Genomic DNA, 16,685 nt, shown 5'->3' with positions numbered 1-16,685 from the left:
GTCGAGCTTGCTCTAACATTGTCATGGCGAGAAACCGCACTTTTCGAGGAACGAGAAAAGAACGAACAACTCGTTCACTCATCCACTTGCCTTCTTGTTAACCTGTCCACTCGTTAACTCGCCAATCACTGTAATCTTTTCAGCAAGAAATTTAACACTAAAAGTGCCCTTTCTGTCGACCAATCGCCTATCTTGCGCAAAAAATCGATTCTCGCGAAGGTTTGTTTTGATGTAAAAAGGGGGTAGTCTGTGAATGCGACAAAATGAATTTTTATTTAAAACAAACGCCATCTACACCATATTTAGGGCCATTTGCTGCTAAATGTGGTGCGTTTTGATGCTAAACGCAAGGTGTTTTGGTGCAAAATGCAGTGTGTTTTGGTGCTAAACGCAGCGCATTTTGGTGCTAAACGCAAGGCATTTTGGTGCTAAACGCAAGACAAAACGTTGCTAAATGCGAGACAAAAAGCATAAATATACACAGCAATGGTATAAACAAAACCTTTTAGACCCATCAAATAGATGGCTAAAAAGGGCAAAATAGCCGTTAAAAAGTGGGGTTTGGAGGCTAAAAAGTGAGTAATTGGGCGTAAAAAATAATGAGCTGACAACCAAACTAGAAAGGCTAAATGGTGCAAAATGCAGGTTCTTTTCTTTAATCTAGACAAAGTAACAGACATAGAAGACTAAAAATGGTGGCAATTTGACCACTTTTTAACCTATATCCTCGCTAGAACGGAGAATAAATTAGAGCAGGATTGTAAAATAAAATTTAAGATTTTAAGGTTGTGAGTTGATGTGTTTGAGGTTGTGAGTTGATGAGTTCGTGAGTGTTTGAGTTGGCGTGTGTTTGAGTTGGTGTGTGTTTGAGGTGATGAGTTGATAAGGTTGTGAGCTTGTGAGGTTGTGGGTTGATAAGTTTTTGAGTTGATGGGGTGATATATTCGGGAGTTGTTGGGTTTTAGAGTTTATAAGCTAGGGAGTTGATTTGTTCTGCACTTGGTATATGTTTCCCCTCTGCCAACCCCTCGTTATGATGCTTGTCAACAGGCAAAACTGCGTTAAACATACACCCGAAGACTGGCAATACGCCATTTTTTAGCTATCTTTGCAACCATGAATATCGAAGAATTGCAGGGAAAAAAGATTGCCGTGCTACTATCGGGAGGGGTAGATAGTTCGGTGGTGGTGTACGAGTTTAACCAACTTGGACTGCACCCCGATTGCTTTTATATCAAGATTGGCCCCGAAGAAACAGAAGAATGGGACTGCGCATCCGAAGAAGACTTGGAAATGGCTACGGCTGTGGCCAAACGCTTCGGGTGCAAATTGGAGGTGGTTGACTGCCATAAGGAGTATTGGGAGCAAGTTACACGCTACACGATGGACAAGGTGAAGGCGGGATTTACACCCAATCCCGACGTGATGTGCAACCGATTGATTAAGTTTGGCGCATTTCATGAGAAACGCGGACACGAATACGACCTCATCGCAACGGGACATTATGCCCAAACGGAATGGATTGACGGCAAGAAATGGCTGGTTACGAGTCCCGACCCAGTGAAAGACCAGACCGACTTCCTTGCACAAATATACGATTGGCAACTGCAAAAGGCCATTTTTCCCATTGGTCACTATCAAAAGGGAGAGGTGAGGGAGATTGCCGAACGCGAACATCTTATCAACGCCAAACGTAAAGACAGCCAAGGCATTTGCTTTCTTGGCAAGATTAATTATAATGATTACATCCGCCGCTTTCTTGGCGAAAACCCTGGCGAAGTGCTGGAACTGGAAACGGAAAAGAAAATCGGCATGCACCGCGGACTGTGGTTTCACACCATTGGTCAGCGTCATGGACTGGGCTTTGGTGGTGGTCCGTGGTATGCGGTTAAAAAGGATGTGGAACGCAATGTGCTGTTCGTAAGCAAGGGGTACGAACCTGCCACGGCGTATAAGAAAGACTTTAAGGTGCAAGACTTGCACCTGCTGACGGCTCCGCTAGATGGGCTAGACGTTACATTTAAGATTAGGCACACACCCGAATATCATCGCGCACAACTAGAACCGCTACCCGATGGGGGCTATATCGTGCATGCCGAAGAACCCATGCAAGGCGTTGCGCCTGGCCAGTTCTGCGTTATATACGATAAAGAACACCACCGCTGCTTTGGCTCTGCTGAAATAGCATGGTGAGTTTATGAGCTTGTGAGTTTGTAAGTCCGTGTGTTTTTGCACCGAAAGCCTTACTAGTTCGCGAGGATGTGCGGTTAAGAGAACTAAGGTTCGTGAGGGTATGAGAACTAGGACACGTGAGGGTATGAGAACTAGAGCACGCGCGGTTAAGAGAACTTGGGATAATGAGTGTATGAGAACCAGGCCACGTGCGGTTAAGAGAACTAAGGTTCGTAAGGTTAAGAGCCTTTAATTAATGAGCTTGTAACCATACAAGTGTTGAAACAGCAAGGCATATCATCCCCTCTCCCCTTGGAGAGGGGCTGGGGGTGAGGCTTTTTTCTCTGTCAAGGAGGGGCTGGGGGTGAGGCCTTAATACGCCTCCCTATACTTGCTTTCGTCCTTATCGTCAAGCATGCTCAGGTACGATTGGTAGCGGCTTTGCGCAATATAATGGTCGTTTAAGGCCTGCAACACGGCGCAGCCAGGCTCGTGCGTATGCGTGCAATTGTTAAAACGACAATCTTTGGAAAACGCAAATATCTCCTTAAAATAGCTGCTTAGTTCGGTGCGTTCGATGTCGAACGTGCCAAAACCCTTGATGCCCGGCGTGTCGATAACCCATCCGCTTTCGGGCAATTCCAACATTTCGCTGAACGTGGTGGTGTGCATACCTGCGTTATGAGCGTTTGAAATCTCTGCGGTTCGCAGGTTCGCCGTGGGCAAAAGGCGGTTAATGAGGGTGGACTTCCCCACCCCACTGTTGCCACTTAAAAGCGAAATGCGACCTTTAAGCAAGGCCCGCACCTCGTCGACGCCCGCTCCCGTCTCGGCCGAAATGGCCAAACAGTGGTAACCAACCGTCTCGTAGAGGTTCATCACCATCTGTTGGTAGCGCATTTCGTCGTCGTCGAGCAGGTCGGTCTTGTTAAACACCAGCACAACTGGTATGCGATAGGCCTCGGCCGAGGCCAAAAAGCGGTCGATAAAGGTTGTGGAAGTCTGTGGTCGGTTAACGGTTACGATGAGCAAAGCCTGGTCGATGTTCGCTGCAAGGATGTGACTCTGCTTTGAAAGGTTCGACGACTTGCGTATAATGTAGTTCTTGCGGTCGTCGATAGCCGAGATAAAGGCCGTGCCCTCTTGGTTGGTTACAAGCTGCACGCGGTCGCCCACAGCCACAGGCGATGTGCTGCGTATGCCTTTAAGCCTGAAACTGCCCTTTATCTTGCTGTCGACAATTCGGCCGTCGTCGGTTTTCACCGTGTACCAACTGCCCGTATTCTTTATTACCAGTCCTTGCATGCTGTGCCTTTGGCGCGGTATTAAACCGTCATTATCTCCTTGTTCTTCGCCTCAAGCAATTCGTCAATCTTCTTAATGAACTTGTCGTGCAGCTTTTGGAGTTTCTCTTCGGCATCCTTTTCGTTGTCTTCCGACAGTCCGTCCTTAATGGCCTTCTTCAGTTTATCCTTTATTTCGGCACGCACGTTGCGCACTTCAATCTTGGTTTTCTCGCCAATCTTGTTGCATTGCTTGGTCAATTCGCGGCGGCGTTCTTCGGTTGGCTGCGGTATTCCTAGGCGTATAACCTCGCCGTTGTTCTCTGGCGTGATGCCCACATCGCTGTCCATGATGGCCTTTTCGATGTCGCGGATGGCCTTTTTATCAAAAGGTTTGATGGCGATGGTACGCGCATCGGGTGCCGAAACGTTGGCCACTTGGTTCAGTGGAACGGTCATGCCGTACGATTCAACACGCACACCATCGAGTATTGCCACGTTTGCTCTACCTGCACGAACGCGCGACAATTGCTCTTCAAGATACATCGCCGCCATCTCCATGCGGTCTTGCGCATCTTGCAATGCTTCCTTTACGTCTATCATAATACTTAGTTCTTAATTGTTTTAAAGCACAAATTTAGAGAATTATCGCCAATAACCCAAATTGTTTGGCGCAAAAAAGCGGTTGGGCAATTGTTTTCTTGCATAACGCTTGTTTTTCGCGCGCGCGTACAATATATATAGGACACACGCGTTTAAAAAGAAAATTAAGACAGAAAAAAGACATGCAAACAGGTTACCAAACCGTTATCGACAAATACTATCCGCACGACAACGAGCTGCGACACATATTGTTAACCCACAGCAGAAGTGTGGCCGACCTGGCTTTGGCCTTGGCTAAACAACATCCCGAGCTAAATCTCGACCTGCAATTTGTTGAAGAGGCGGCCATGTTGCACGACATCGGCATTGTGCGTTGCGATGCTCCGTCCATCCATTGCTTTGGAACCGAACCCTATATCGCCCACGGACGCCAAGGCGCAGAGATGCTGCGAGCCGAAGGAATGCCGCGCCATGCCCGCGTTTGCGAACGGCATACGGGCGCAGGCATCACTCGCGAGGCCATCGAAACGCAACATTTGCCCCTTCCCTTACAAGATTTCTTGCCCGAAACACTCGAAGAACAGCTGATTTGCTATGCCGATAAGTTTTTCAGCAAGACCAAACTCGACCGCCAAAAGACGGTGGAACAGGCCGAAAAGAGCCTGGCTAAGTTTGGCGAAGATGGGTTAGAGCGTTTCCGCGCATGGGTGAAAAGGTTTGGAGAACCGCCAATGGTGCTCGCTGCGACATAATCTTTGGCGTTTGAAATGCTATTGACTCAGTGCCTTTCGTGGACGAATAGGGAAACAAACGTTTGGACTACACCGCAAAACTCGTTGCCTTTACCTCTCTTTTCAAACACGATAAAGATTAAAAGAAACTATCAAAAACAAGAAGATAAAAAGAAAAGAACCCGGCGTGATGCCGGGTTCTTTCTTAAAGAGAAACGTCAGCTGAATGTCTAACCCATTGGCAGAGGTGAGGTTTTACATACCCTATGCCGTTGGCTTTATCGTCTTTCATTCAGCTCTTTGTAGGCTGCCGACAATCTTATCGGCAGCCTAATATAAGCGTGATGTTACTTATGGAACTTCAATTTTTCAATACCAAAGGTCATTGTTACCTCCCCTTGTGTGTCGCGCAACTTCAAAGGGTTCTTCTCCGTATCGTAAAGTTTCTTAATTTCCCCATGGCCCAGTCTCTTCCCTTCTCTTACTAGCTGCTCGAACAGGGGAATTTCAAAGGTATATTCTTTCCTAAATCCATCGTTTTCCCTTTCTCTCTTGAACACCACAAAAATCTTTTCACCGCTTTTATAGCTAGGAATATTGTAATGTGCATACCTACTCCAATAGTCGAAATGAAACTCTGCTTGTTGCTTAGGGTCGGTACCAAACTGCACATAACCCCTGCCTGCATTGAGTTTTTTGCCTGCTAACGACTTCAAATCATCTTGAACAACAAGTTCGAAACCGACACTCGAGAACTCGCCAGCATAGGGATCGTTCTTGGTGTACTTAGAATAGATTACCGTTTTAAATGTGCGGTTCGTTCCAAGTTCCTTTAATTTGTAAGCAATTGGTGCGCCAGGGTTTTCAGTACTCAGGCGGGCGCCTTCGCTGATGAACTTCTTCACGTCCTCCAAGCTGATGGCGGCCAACGAGCCCAGTTTGGCATCTCCACCCAAAACACGTCCCTTGATGGTAGATTCTTTAAGCAAGTCGTTGTAAGCAGCCTCTGCATTGGCACCAATCTTTCCGCCCAGCACAGATGCTTGCAGTTTAGCCTCCGCCTCTTTCTTCGTCATATTTGTCTCGATGCCCAAAAGCAAGATGCGACCATATTTGATGGAAGAGACGAACAGGGGCTTTTCTTTGCCAAACTCCTTCTTATAGTCAAATTCCTTGGCAAAGAAGTCAGATGGATTCTTGGGCAAGTCGATGCTCAATTCATAGAACACCTGCTGCACTTTCACCAAAAAGCGGTTCTTTTCCTTATCAAAGCTGAAACCCGCACTTGCCTCTACGGTGTTGGCAGCACCTTTGTAGTTGCCACCCATAGCCATTTTGAGGTGCGCTTTGTCGTAAACCTCCTCGATGGAATAGGTGAGGTTAGCCGCAGGTGCGTCGAACTTACGGCTAAGCAGTTCGTTAATTCCCTTTCTTACGCCCGAAAGCGAGGGGTTTTCTATTTTGATAGTGGGGTCGGAACTACCTGGAAGGTCGGTAGAAAGCATGATTGGAGCGCGGTCTGCCTCGATAGGATCGTATTCTCCATCAACAACACTCTTCGCCCGCAGCAGCGCACCAGGATAGAAAACGTTCTTATCGTCCGAGAAGAGCAGTTGTTCTTCAAACTCTTTCGCTTGTTCGTAGTATTCCTTGGCCGAAGTTCCTCTTGTATCAGCAAAGGCATATCCGAGAGATGCAGGTTTGGCATCGCCCACTTTTCTTTCTGAAAAAGGTTCCATCTGTTTTACCGATGGCATGGTATTTACATACGAGTTAATCTCCGTTGGGAAAGTTCCATTCCCTGTGTTTGTTCCCAAGTCCCCGTCTTTGTCATTGCCACAGGCACATACAAGGACTGAAAACACAACCATTAGTTCTTTTCTTAATGTTAGTTTCTTCATTTTTGTTTTGATATTAGTTACTATTCTCTAATTAAATGTTTTGCTACACTTTCCTTTATTAATCAAGTTTTTCAGTAAATCTTGCGCCAAACGGCACTTAGATTATAGTTCTTTAACGTTTACAGTTGTATCTTTACGAGGTCATACAACGAGAAAATGCCTTTACTTTTGCCGCCCATCTTACCCAGCCCTGCAAGAAAATCAGGTTAGGAAACTACGTTGTTGCTGCCCAACTTGCCCAACGTTACATCCGTGTGAGCCTTTCCTTGCGACGGTTCTTTCAATGTTGCAACATTTCTCGCAAGGCAAATCGCTAAAAAAGAAAGGCTTTATTGCACACGCACCTACCAACACTTCCGCAAAATGTAACCTCAAACGAATTATAATTCAAGGAATTATTGTACCTTTGCCAAACACTTCGTACATGATGAGGAGCATCTACCCGGCCAACGCAGCAACGAGGATAAAGTAAGGACACACTGCCATCCAACAAATGCAAGTACCAGCTATTATGCTCATCCTTCAAGGGGTAATCGGGCAAAAAGACGTTACAACGCATTAAACTAAGGTTCTTTTCTCGTTCCTCGATAAGTGCGTTTTCTCGCCATGTCCGCCAAATAAGCAAGCAGAACCCGCTCAGAGGCAACCAAGAAAGCCATTAAAGACGACTTTTTGAAACATCCCTAAGCCAAGAAAGTTTATCTAAATTATACATCAAAGCAATCGTTATTTATGAAAAAGTATGTTGGTTTATTGTTATTGCTGACCATATTTACAGTTGGTTATGCACAAGAGCATGTGGTAAAACATTGGGAGTACGACATTAATGGCAAGAATGGAATTGCATGTTGTTATGTTCAAGCAAGGAATTTGTTGTTCATGTCTGGCTTTTCTGTTGCGGATAATGATGTTTTCTACTTTGCGGGAGGCAAACCGCTAAGCGTTGTTTGCTTTAAAGGAACAAAGAAAATGTACGAAAGAGTAATAGATGAGCTGCCAACAAAGCTATCAATGTTTAAAGTAGTAAAAGACAGCGTGTACTTGGTGAATGATCAAAACCTAACTTTATACCGTATGCACAAAAGCGGGCAAGGACCTGTTGATAAAGTAAAGCTGAACATTGGCAAACTCAGGCCGTGCGAAGGAACGATGCAGGAGTCTGGATTTGTATTAATCCAAAGGATAGGCCAGCCACTTCATGCCAATTATAAAGCAACATACTTTAATGACTCGGGTAGATTGATAAAAAAGGAAGACATTGAAAACAAAGACAATGTTATGTGCAACAGTTCCGAATGCAAAAAGATATTGGACAGCTATTTATATCCGTCTGCAAAACTGGTATTCCCCGGTTTTGACGGCAACTACAAAGGCACATGGAACGGCTATAACATCTTTTGGGGATTGTTCGGCAATTCAGGGAAAGCCAGTTGGACGCTTGCTTTTGCCGATAAAGACGGAAAGGTAGCAAAGCATTATGACATCAATTATCATCTAAACGACATGTATGATGTCATTCCCTTGCCTGTGCTTACAAATGATATTGACCCTGAAACTTTCACCACTGCGCCAACCTACTGTATGTTACATGGCGAAAACCTATATATACTGGGTTATTCGGGTGCAAAAAAGAAAATAATTTTATGCAGAATCAATCTTTTAAATGCCTTCAATTCAGAGCAGTCTGCTAAATAGCGCGTGAGTTTATGAGGTGGCCAGCTGCCAAGTGTACGAATGAAGATGAATTATGTCCCTACATGAACGATAGGAAATCGCTTTCATTCTGAACAAAACTAAAGAAGCAAGCAACGGCACTTGCGCCCATTACCGCACAGTTGGTTGGCAAAAGGAAGAACACAAGAACGCAAACCATTATACAACCACTCATCGTTTTTAACGCCAACAACGATGAATGTTTGCGCACATTTTTCTATCTTTGCAAACAAAAATCACAACATAAACGGTAACAAGTATGCAGTATTTCGAAATCGCAGTCAAGCTGATAACGGGCATGATAGGTATTTTGGTCTTCCTGCGCATTGCAGGTAAGGCGCAGATGGCACAGCTAACGCCACTCGATACGGTAAGCGCGTTTGTGATAGGAGCGCTAGTCGGCGGTGTGCTTTACAACCCCGACATGAGCGTTTGGCACATTCTCTTCGCCCTCGCCGTGTGGACCGGTTTCAATCTCTTTATCCGTTTCTGCATGCGCTCTAAGGTATTGCGCCGCCTCATCAAGGGCGACAGCGTGTATTTGGTGAAAGGTGGAGCCATCAACTTTAAGGCCTTTAAACGCAACAGCTTGGAAATGGAACAATTTCGTCTGCTACTCAGGCAAAAAGGTGTGTTCTCGATGTTCGATGTAGACGATGTTCGCTTTGAAACTAACGGTGCCATAACGGTATCGGAAGTGGGAAAGGTGGCCGATTCGTACTTACTTGTAAACAACGGTGCCATTGTAGACAGCTCGTTGTACCATTGCGGAAAGACCCGCCAATGGGTACTTAGGCATATCAAGCACTATGGCTACGACAGTCCCACTAACCTGTTTTGCATGGAGTGGACACCGGGGAAAGGTTTCTATCTAGTAGCGAAGAACGGCGACGTGAAACGTGGAAGTGAGGAAATTGCTGCCGAAGAGATTGCGCAAGAGGTGCTTAACTAACGATGTGATAATGCTTTTTGCAAACGAAGAAAGGAGAAAACCAAACGGCACAAAGCAAAGAACAATAAGACTCGGCATAACTTTGTGCACACTTACATTGGCGTTCGCTACTGCCTTTGCCCAACAAACGGATAGCGTTTCGCGATGGGGCGTGAGCCTTTCGGCCATGAAAGGAAACGTGGTGGCAGCCGACCAATATGTGAAGAAATGGCTCAAACGGGGCGACAACCTTTCTGTGGCCCTCGAATTGTTGCGCGCTCCGCTGCCCAAAGACAGCGACGCCTTTGCCGTTGACTATGGCAATCCCACCTTCGCCTTTGGCTTACGCTACACATTTAACAATGCCGTAAGGCTACATCGCGAGGCCGATGCCGATTGGGGGTTGCTTGTTCCCGTGTCCTACGAGTCGCCTTTGGGCAATACGCTCTCGTTATACACCACCTTTTATCGTCCTCTTCATCGTTCGCGAACCTGGGAAACGGCCTATTCGCTCAGTAGCGGCGTAGGCTTTTCGTCGTCTATATATAATAAGGAGAACGCCATCGACAACGAGTTTATCGGGTCGCATGCCTCCATTTACTTTGCCGCAGGTCTGCATCAGACCTTTCATTTCGCCCCAAAATGGGGGTTACGAGCATCGTTAGAGTTTGTACACCACAGCAATGGTGCCCTTTATCGCCCCAATAAAGGCAGCAACACCTTGGGCGCATCGCTGGCTTTGTTGTACACGCCTTACTACGAACAAACATTGCGCACAGCACAAACAAGCAGCAAAAAACCATTCGAACGGGGTATGTACCTCAACTTCGCGGCAGGCGTTGGGGCGAAAACGTTGCTCGAAGACTGGCTGTTAACGCAGTTTGGAACGCCACCTGGGCATCCCGACTATCGTACAGAACGCTTTCGCATCTACGCCGCCTATTCGTTACAGGCCGATTTGATGTGGCGCCATGCGCGCCGTTGGTCGTCGGGCGTGGGCGTTGACGCGTTTTATGGAACATACGCACGTCGCGTGGAAGAATTAGACCAACAAGCCGGCTACAATCTCCGTCACTCGCCATTCTCCTTTGGCTTAGCAGCCAAACACGAGGCGCATTATGGGCGATTGTCGCTGGCTGTGTCGCTCGGCGTTTACCTTTATCGCCGAATGGGAGCCAATGCTAAGATAAACGAAACGCCATATTACGAACGCATTGGCCTGCATTACGCCTTGCCTTGGTTCAATGGGCTTACGGTTGGCGTGAACGTAAAGGCCCATAAAACCAAAGCCGACCTTACGGAAGTGGTGGTTGGGGTACCCATCAGGCTGTAAGCAAGGAATACGAAAAGAACATTTGCACCATAACAACAAAGCATACCACTCCCCCTTTCCCATAGGAGAGGGGGCTGGGGGTAAGGCCGAATGCCAGATTTATGCCTTTTGTTTGGCGCATACCCAATTTATACTTACATTTGCATAACGAAACAACAAAAACATCATGACATTATATCCCAAACTGATAAAAGACGCATTGGCCACAGTGATGTACGCCGGAACAAAAAAGAATATCATTGAAAGCGACATGCTTGCCGACGATATACACATTGATGGCATGAAAGTAAGTTTCACATTACGCTTTCCCAAGGAGACCGACCCTTTCTTAAAGTCGACCATCAAGGCGGCAGAGGCGGCCATACACTATCATGTAAGCCCCGATGTAGAAGTGGAAATAAAAACCGAATTTGCCTCTAAGCCTCGCCCCGAAGTGGGAAAGCTGCTGCCACAAGTAAAGAACATCATTGCCGTTAGTTCGGGTAAGGGTGGCGTTGGCAAAAGCACAGTGTCGGCAAACCTTGCTATTGCGCTTGCCCGATTGGGCTATAAGGTGGGCTTGTTGGATGCCGACATCTTCGGTCCTTCAATGCCTAAGATGTTCAACGTTGAGCAAGCGCGACCCTATGCCTCGAAAGTAGACGGCCGCGACCTTATCGAACCCATCGAACAATATGGCGTTAAGCTACTTAGCATCGGCTTTTTCGTAAACGCAGAGACGGCTACGCTGTGGCGTGGGAGTATGGCCAGCAATGCTTTGAAACAGCTTATCGCCGATGCCGACTGGGGAGAGCTGGACTATTTTATACTAGACACGCCGCCGGGAACAAGCGACATACACCTCACCTTGCTGCAAACACTGGCCATTACTGGCGCGGTTATCGTTAGTACGCCACAAAGCGTGGCCTTGGCCGATGCGCGAAAGGGTATCGACATGTACCGAAACGAAAAGGTGAACGTACCCATATTGGGCCTTGTTGAGAACATGGCGTGGTTTACACCTGCCGAATTGCCCCAAAACAAGTATTACATCTTTGGCAAAGAAGGCGTTAAACAACTGGCCGACGAGATGGAAACGCCCCTATTGGCGCAAATTCCATTGGTGCAAAGTATCTGCGAAAACGGCGACAAGGGTACGCCGGCGGCGTTGGATGCCGACACAATAACGGGCCAAGCCTTCATAAACTTGGCGCAAGCTGTGGTTACTGTAACCAACAGGCGCAACAAGGAGCAAGCTCCCACAAAGATTGTTGAGGTGAATAAAGGGTAAAACAACACCGCCCATACGGTTTGTTGGCCTGAACCAAAAAGTGCGTTTCTTGGCATGGCAACACGCAAATTATATTGCATCTTGCTGTGCCAAGAAACGCATTTTATGTAAAAGGGGGTCAACAAACGCCCCGTTCCCATTTGCAGTCAGGCCTTTTCAATGGTCTGCCGCATTGCATTCACCCTTACTTCACCACCACAGCTTTAATAATCTTCATGTCTTCGAAAGGCCTACTACGTTCGTCGCAGGGCGTTTTCTGTATCTTTTCTACCACGTCCATCCCTTCAACCACTTCTCCAAACACCGTATAAGTGCCGTCGAGGTGTGGTGTTCCGCCTTTCTTAAAATAGGTTTCGCGTTGTTCGGGCGTCAGTTTTACACTGCCGTTAGTTCTCAAATCCAACTTTGCTTGCACGGCATCGAGCTGATAATCGGTCATACGTTTGCCATAAACGATGTAGAATTGAGCCGAAGACGACTCCCATTTGGGGTTAACATCGTCGCCTTCCCGCGCAGCCGCCAATGCGCCACGCTTGTGATAATACGTTGGAAACACAATTTCGGCAGGCACAGTATAGTCAGGCGAGTAGCCACCAGTAGGCTCTCCGAAGGCCGCATGGCGCGAAGTAGAATCGCCACCTTGTATCATAAAGTTCTCTATTACTCGGTGAAAAAGGGTTCCATTGTAATAACCCGACTTCACAAGCCGTATAAAATTGTCGCGATGTTTAGGCGTTTCGTTATACAAAACCACGCGGATGTTGCCCATATTGGTTTCTAACAACACCTGATGCCGAACCGTATCGGCCTGCGTTTGCGCCAAAGCTACCATGCAAAACATGGCGCAAACTAAGGTAAACAATGCTTTTTTCATAACTTTAAGTTTGTAAGTTTATAAGGTTTTCTGAGTTTATAAGTTTATGAGTTGGTGAGGCTTTGAGGTTATGAGCCTATGAGTTTTTGAGTTGTTGAGGTTACAAGTTGGTGAGATGTTGAGTTTATAAACCTGTGATTTGTTGGGCTTTGTGAGTTTATAAGCTGCTAAGTTTGCCTCATCATGTTCAGCATTCATCGCTCATTAACCGATAAGCACAACAACTCAACATCTCACAAACTTATAAACTCAACAACTCAAAACCTCATAAGCTCAACACCTCACCACTCACTTTAATAGCTTTCGCCGTTCATTATCTCGTCTTCGGTAATGGATTTGCGGTCTATGGCGCGCCACGCGGCAAAGATATAAGCCAATACGAAGGGGATAAGTAGCGACACAACCGACATGGCTGTTAGCGTAAACTCGCTGCCAGAGCTGTTGGCAATGGTGAGCGAACTTTGCAAATCGGCGTTAGAAGGATAGTAAGCCGTGTTGTTCCAACCTGCACAAAGCAGCAGAACCAACACCACCAACACCACGCCAACACCGCCAAACCAGATGCCACGCTTAAACTTGGGTTCGCGAAGGGTACGCACAATGCCGTAAAGTAGCGACACAACGCCCACCAAAAGCACGAGGGTTAGATACCACATCGTGGTGAGATTGTGCAGATACTTAAAGGGTTGCACAAAGATAAGGTCCGTTTGTGGGTCGTAAGCATAGCCATCCTTCAACAATACGTGTACCAAGAAACTCAAAAAGAATGCTAAGAACACTACCGTACAAAGGCGCAGTTGCTTACGAGCGCGAGTAACGATGGTTTCGTGGGCCACATTATTAATAATATACAGCAAACCCAATACGCGCGCCAAGAAGAACACGGCCACGCCTAAAACTACGTTCCACAAATCGAGCAAAGCATCGAGCCCATGACTGCCATTGGCCCAACGACTTATCACGGGTTGCGCCATTGCTGTAATGTTACCTTTATCTACAATGAAGTTAGAGCCGTTGAAGAACGTAGCCACAGCACCGCCCAAGAGTATCGGCCCTACAACGCCGTTGATGATTAGGAATGTTTGGAAGGTGCGAACGCCCAAGAGATTGCCCAACTTGTTTTGGAATTCGTAGCTAACGGCTTGAATAACAAACGAGAAAAGTATAATCATCCAAAGCCAATAGGCACCGCCAAAGCTGGTACTATAAAACAAAGGGAACGATGCAAAGAAACCACCACCAAATACCACCAACGTAGTAAAGGTAAATTCCCACTTTCGGCCAGTGGAATTAACCACCAACCGGCGTTCGTTCTCGGTCTTGCCAAGGGTAAATATAAGGGTGTTTGCGCCCTGAACAAACATCAGGAACACCAGCAATGCGCCTAGGAGCGACACCAAGAACCACCAATAATGTTGCAAAAATTCGTATGACATAATAAATTATTTATTCTGTTAAAGGGGAAGAGGGAAAAGCTGAAAGGGTGAAAAGATGGATAACGCCCACAAAGCCGCGCATGTTTTTGCTATCTTAGTTTCCCAAGATTTCCTAGAAATCCTAGCCCCAGGTTTCTTTGGGAACCTAGATTTCTTACAGACGCAAGCCCCAACGCATTAGGCTTAACCCCTCCTTTAAAGTAGCAAAGCTATCCACGCCCCTCTCCCTTTGGAGAGGGGTTGGGGGTGAGGCTTTTTATTTTCCGTACTCAGGACCTTTCTTTATCTGTTTCACCATGATGCTTATTTCTACCACAAGCAGCGTGGTAAACAAGCCCAAGAAGAGGAAGAAGGTTGTGGCAATAGAGGCAGGACTAACGTCGCTTACCGCCACCCAAGTGGGCAACATGTCTTGAATGGTCCAAGGTTGGCGGCCCAACTCGGCCAAAACCCAGCCGGCCTCTGTGGCGATGTAGCCCATCGGCAAGGTGCATACCCCCAAAATAAGTAGCCAACGATAGCGCGACAAGTCTTTGCGATAGCTGAAAAAGGTGAGGACAGCAAAGAAAAGCACGAAGAACGAACCCAAACCAACCATCAAACGGAACGACCAGAAAGCAAGGGGAATATAGGGCACCACCTGTTCTTCCTTCTCTACGTAACCATATCCAAAGTATTTCATATTGGCTTTGATGATGGGCAACACCTTCTGAGCAGTTGTTTCGTCGCCCGCCTTTTTGGCTTTGCGATACACCATCAGGGCATTTACGGCTGCCTTACCCATCACCATCTTCTCTGCCACCGACGGTTCGCGTGTTCCGTCGGCCTTAACGTATCCGTCGAGCAGGTCGTTAACACCAGGTACAAAACCATGCGCGGTGTGAGTAGCCATCACCGAGAGAGCATAAGGAATAGAAACATGGCATGCAAGTTCTTCGCCTGAACGATAATCGTGCTGCTTAAAGGGATTAACCAAAGCAATTGCAGTAAGGCTTTGGCTCTCGCCACCCTTGCATAGCGCCTCCATAGCAGCCAGTTTCATGGGTTGAACCTTACCAACGAGCGTGGCAGAATGGTGTCCCGTCATTGCTGCGAGCACCGAAGCCACAAAACCAACGCAAGCGGCAATCTTCATGCTTTGCTTGGCCAGTTCCATTTCGCGTTTCTTCAACAGATAATAGGCACTTACAGCCACCACGAATACGGCTCCTACAATCCACGAAGAGGTTACGGTGTGGCAGAACTTATCTATTGCAAAGGGCGACAAGGCCACATCTGCGAAACTTACCATCTCGTTACGCATGGTATCGGGATTGAACTCGCAGCCCACAGGATATTGCATCCAAGCATTGGCCACCAATATCCACCAAGCCGAAATGGTTGCACCGATACCTGTAAGCCATGTTGACGCAAGATGGAAACCTGGCGAAACCTTTTTCCACCCGAAGAACATCACAGCCACAAACGTACTTTCCATAAAGAAGGCCACAATGCCTTCTATGGCCAAGGGCGCACCAAAGATGTCGCCTACAAACCACGAGTAGTTGCTCCAATTGGTGCCGAACTGAAACTCCAAGATAATGCCAGTGGCCACGCCCATAGCAAAGTTAATACCGAATAGTTTCTGCCAAAAGTGCGCCACATCTTTCCAAAACTGCTTTTTGGTGCGATAATAGCAGGTCTCGGCAATGCCCATGATAACGGCAAGGCCAAGCGTAAGGGGCACAAAGAGCCAATGGTACATGGCCGTAAGGGCGAACTGCGCGCGCGACCAGTCTATCGTACCCGTTGAAATGTCTAGAAATAGTTGATTGAACATAGTTTATTTTAATGATTATTATTTCCTTATGTTGTGCGATTTGCCTTTTTGGGGCGTTCTGTCTGCCAGCCTTCGCCATGCCCAGTTGCCCCGGTTTACAATAGCCGCCACTATTTTTGGCGTTGGTCTAGCGTGCGCGACACATAGTCGGCCTCCCCTCCTTTGGGTGCATTTGCTTTCAAAAAGTTGGGAAAGAAAAACACTTTGAGGATGGCAAACATGATGAAGAGCTTGATGAATATCACCAACCACAACTTCTTACCCAATGTCATGCTCCTAAAACCATCATAGTAAAGGTCAAACGCGCGGTACCAAAAGCTTTTCTTGTTCATTCTTATTGTAATGTTTACAATGTGCAAATATAATAAAAATATCGTAACGATGTGCGCAATACAGACATTATTTTACCAAAGAAAAATACTTTTAAAGGTGAAAGGGACTTTTAAAGGTGAAAAGGTGAAAAAATGGCTGCGCCTACAAACTTGTTAACTTGCTAGATAAAAAATGGCGATGCCTGCTGATGAACGAGTTTGGCTAGTATAACTAGAAAACTAGGAATACTAAGATAACTAGTGAAACTAGGATAACTAGAACAGCTAGAACAACTAGAACAGCTAGA

13 protein-coding genes are annotated in these 16,685 nt (G+C 46.7%); 6 read left to right on the top strand and 7 right to left on the bottom strand.

Annotation, left to right across the window (positions count from 1 at the left end; all coding sequences use genetic code 11):
- Positions 1–1,116 precede the first annotated feature (1,116 nt).
- On the top strand, positions 1,117–2,193 hold the full coding sequence (mnmA, locus tag HMPREF2955_RS12500; RefSeq protein ID WP_070723789.1) for a tRNA 2-thiouridine(34) synthase MnmA: 1,077 nt from the start codon (positions 1,117–1,119) through the stop codon (positions 2,191–2,193).
- Between the two features lie 351 nt (positions 2,194–2,544).
- Here the strand turns inward: mnmA and rsgA are convergent, their stop codons facing one another.
- Positions 2,545–3,477: a ribosome small subunit-dependent GTPase A gene (rsgA, locus tag HMPREF2955_RS12495; RefSeq protein WP_070723788.1), complete on the bottom strand. Its 933-nt coding sequence runs from the start codon at positions 3,475–3,477 to the stop codon at positions 2,545–2,547.
- Positions 3,478–3,497: 20 nt separating this feature from the next.
- The gene (gene frr / locus HMPREF2955_RS12490; protein ID WP_070723787.1) at positions 3,498–4,058 is read right to left on the bottom strand and encodes a ribosome recycling factor; all 561 of its coding nucleotides are present in this window, start codon (positions 4,056–4,058) and stop codon (positions 3,498–3,500) included.
- Between the two features lie 182 nt (positions 4,059–4,240).
- Here frr and HMPREF2955_RS12485 point away from each other — a divergent pair, with 182 nt between their 5' ends.
- Positions 4,241–4,810: an HD domain-containing protein gene (locus HMPREF2955_RS12485; protein ID WP_070723844.1), complete on the top strand. Its 570-nt coding sequence runs from the start codon at positions 4,241–4,243 to the stop codon at positions 4,808–4,810.
- Positions 4,811–5,136: 326 nt separating this feature from the next.
- On the opposite strand, the gene HMPREF2955_RS12480 is transcribed toward HMPREF2955_RS12485, so the two are convergent.
- Entirely contained in the window at positions 5,137–6,690 is a 1,554-nt protein-coding gene (locus tag HMPREF2955_RS12480) for a thiol-activated cytolysin family protein (protein WP_070723786.1), read from the bottom strand.
- A gap of 732 nt (positions 6,691–7,422) precedes the next feature.
- On the opposite strand from HMPREF2955_RS12480, the gene HMPREF2955_RS12470 reads away from it, so the two are divergent.
- From HMPREF2955_RS12470 to HMPREF2955_RS12455, 4 genes are all read left to right on the top strand, one after another.
- Entirely contained in the window at positions 7,423–8,385 is a 963-nt protein-coding gene (locus tag HMPREF2955_RS12470; protein ID WP_070723784.1) for a hypothetical protein, read from the top strand.
- 277 nt (positions 8,386–8,662) lie between these two features.
- On the top strand, positions 8,663–9,355 hold the full coding sequence (locus tag HMPREF2955_RS12465; RefSeq protein ID WP_070723783.1) for a DUF421 domain-containing protein: 693 nt from the start codon (positions 8,663–8,665) through the stop codon (positions 9,353–9,355).
- A 10-nt stretch (positions 9,356–9,365) separates the two neighbouring features.
- Complete coding sequence (locus HMPREF2955_RS12460; RefSeq protein WP_070723782.1) at positions 9,366–10,667, top strand: acyloxyacyl hydrolase; 1,302 nt, start codon at positions 9,366–9,368, stop codon at positions 10,665–10,667.
- 166 nt (positions 10,668–10,833) lie between these two features.
- Positions 10,834–11,937: an Mrp/NBP35 family ATP-binding protein gene (locus tag HMPREF2955_RS12455; RefSeq protein WP_070723781.1), complete on the top strand. Its 1,104-nt coding sequence runs from the start codon at positions 10,834–10,836 to the stop codon at positions 11,935–11,937.
- Positions 11,938–12,121: 184 nt separating this feature from the next.
- Here HMPREF2955_RS12455 and HMPREF2955_RS12450 read toward each other — a convergent pair whose 3' ends face one another.
- The 4 genes from HMPREF2955_RS12450 to HMPREF2955_RS12435 form a co-directional block, all read right to left on the bottom strand.
- Complete coding sequence (locus HMPREF2955_RS12450) at positions 12,122–12,811, bottom strand: peptidylprolyl isomerase (protein ID WP_070723780.1); 690 nt, start codon at positions 12,809–12,811, stop codon at positions 12,122–12,124.
- Between the two features lie 293 nt (positions 12,812–13,104).
- Positions 13,105–14,247, bottom strand: coding sequence for a cytochrome d ubiquinol oxidase subunit II (locus HMPREF2955_RS12445; RefSeq protein ID WP_070723779.1), 1,143 nt, complete (start codon positions 14,245–14,247; stop codon positions 13,105–13,107).
- 256 nt (positions 14,248–14,503) lie between these two features.
- Entirely contained in the window at positions 14,504–16,066 is a 1,563-nt protein-coding gene (locus HMPREF2955_RS12440; RefSeq protein ID WP_070723778.1) for a cytochrome ubiquinol oxidase subunit I, read from the bottom strand.
- Between the two features lie 110 nt (positions 16,067–16,176).
- On the bottom strand, positions 16,177–16,398 hold the full coding sequence (locus tag HMPREF2955_RS12435) for a DUF4492 domain-containing protein (protein WP_009230323.1): 222 nt from the start codon (positions 16,396–16,398) through the stop codon (positions 16,177–16,179).
- Positions 16,399–16,685 lie beyond the last annotated feature (287 nt).

This window comes from Prevotella sp. HMSC073D09 (assembly GCF_001814145.1).
In the GTDB taxonomy this organism is placed as follows: Bacteria; Bacteroidota; Bacteroidia; order Bacteroidales; family Bacteroidaceae; genus Prevotella; species Prevotella conceptionensis.
This window is presented reverse-complemented; position numbering and strand designations above follow the sequence as displayed.

Excerpts from the sequence above, each read along its gene's own strand:
- mnmA (WP_070723789.1), top strand. The coding sequence starts at position 1,117 with ATGAATATCGAAGAATTGCAGGGAAAAAAGATTGCCGTGCTACTATCG.
- rsgA (WP_070723788.1), bottom strand. The coding sequence starts at position 3,477 with ATGCAAGGACTGGTAATAAAGAATACGGGCAGTTGGTACACGGTGAAA.
- frr (WP_070723787.1), bottom strand. The coding sequence starts at position 4,058 with ATGATAGACGTAAAGGAAGCATTGCAAGATGCGCAAGACCGCATGGAG.
- HMPREF2955_RS12485 (WP_070723844.1), top strand. The coding sequence starts at position 4,241 with ATGCAAACAGGTTACCAAACCGTTATCGACAAATACTATCCGCACGAC.
- HMPREF2955_RS12480 (WP_070723786.1), bottom strand. The coding sequence starts at position 6,690 with ATGAAGAAACTAACATTAAGAAAAGAACTAATGGTTGTGTTTTCAGTC.
- HMPREF2955_RS12470 (WP_070723784.1), top strand. The coding sequence starts at position 7,423 with ATGAAAAAGTATGTTGGTTTATTGTTATTGCTGACCATATTTACAGTT.
- HMPREF2955_RS12465 (WP_070723783.1), top strand. The coding sequence starts at position 8,663 with ATGCAGTATTTCGAAATCGCAGTCAAGCTGATAACGGGCATGATAGGT.
- HMPREF2955_RS12460 (WP_070723782.1), top strand. The coding sequence starts at position 9,366 with ATGCTTTTTGCAAACGAAGAAAGGAGAAAACCAAACGGCACAAAGCAA.
- HMPREF2955_RS12455 (WP_070723781.1), top strand. The coding sequence starts at position 10,834 with ATGACATTATATCCCAAACTGATAAAAGACGCATTGGCCACAGTGATG.
- HMPREF2955_RS12450 (WP_070723780.1), bottom strand. The coding sequence starts at position 12,811 with ATGAAAAAAGCATTGTTTACCTTAGTTTGCGCCATGTTTTGCATGGTA.
- HMPREF2955_RS12445 (WP_070723779.1), bottom strand. The coding sequence starts at position 14,247 with ATGTCATACGAATTTTTGCAACATTATTGGTGGTTCTTGGTGTCGCTC.
- HMPREF2955_RS12440 (WP_070723778.1), bottom strand. The coding sequence starts at position 16,066 with ATGTTCAATCAACTATTTCTAGACATTTCAACGGGTACGATAGACTGG.
- HMPREF2955_RS12435 (WP_009230323.1), bottom strand. The coding sequence starts at position 16,398 with ATGAACAAGAAAAGCTTTTGGTACCGCGCGTTTGACCTTTACTATGAT.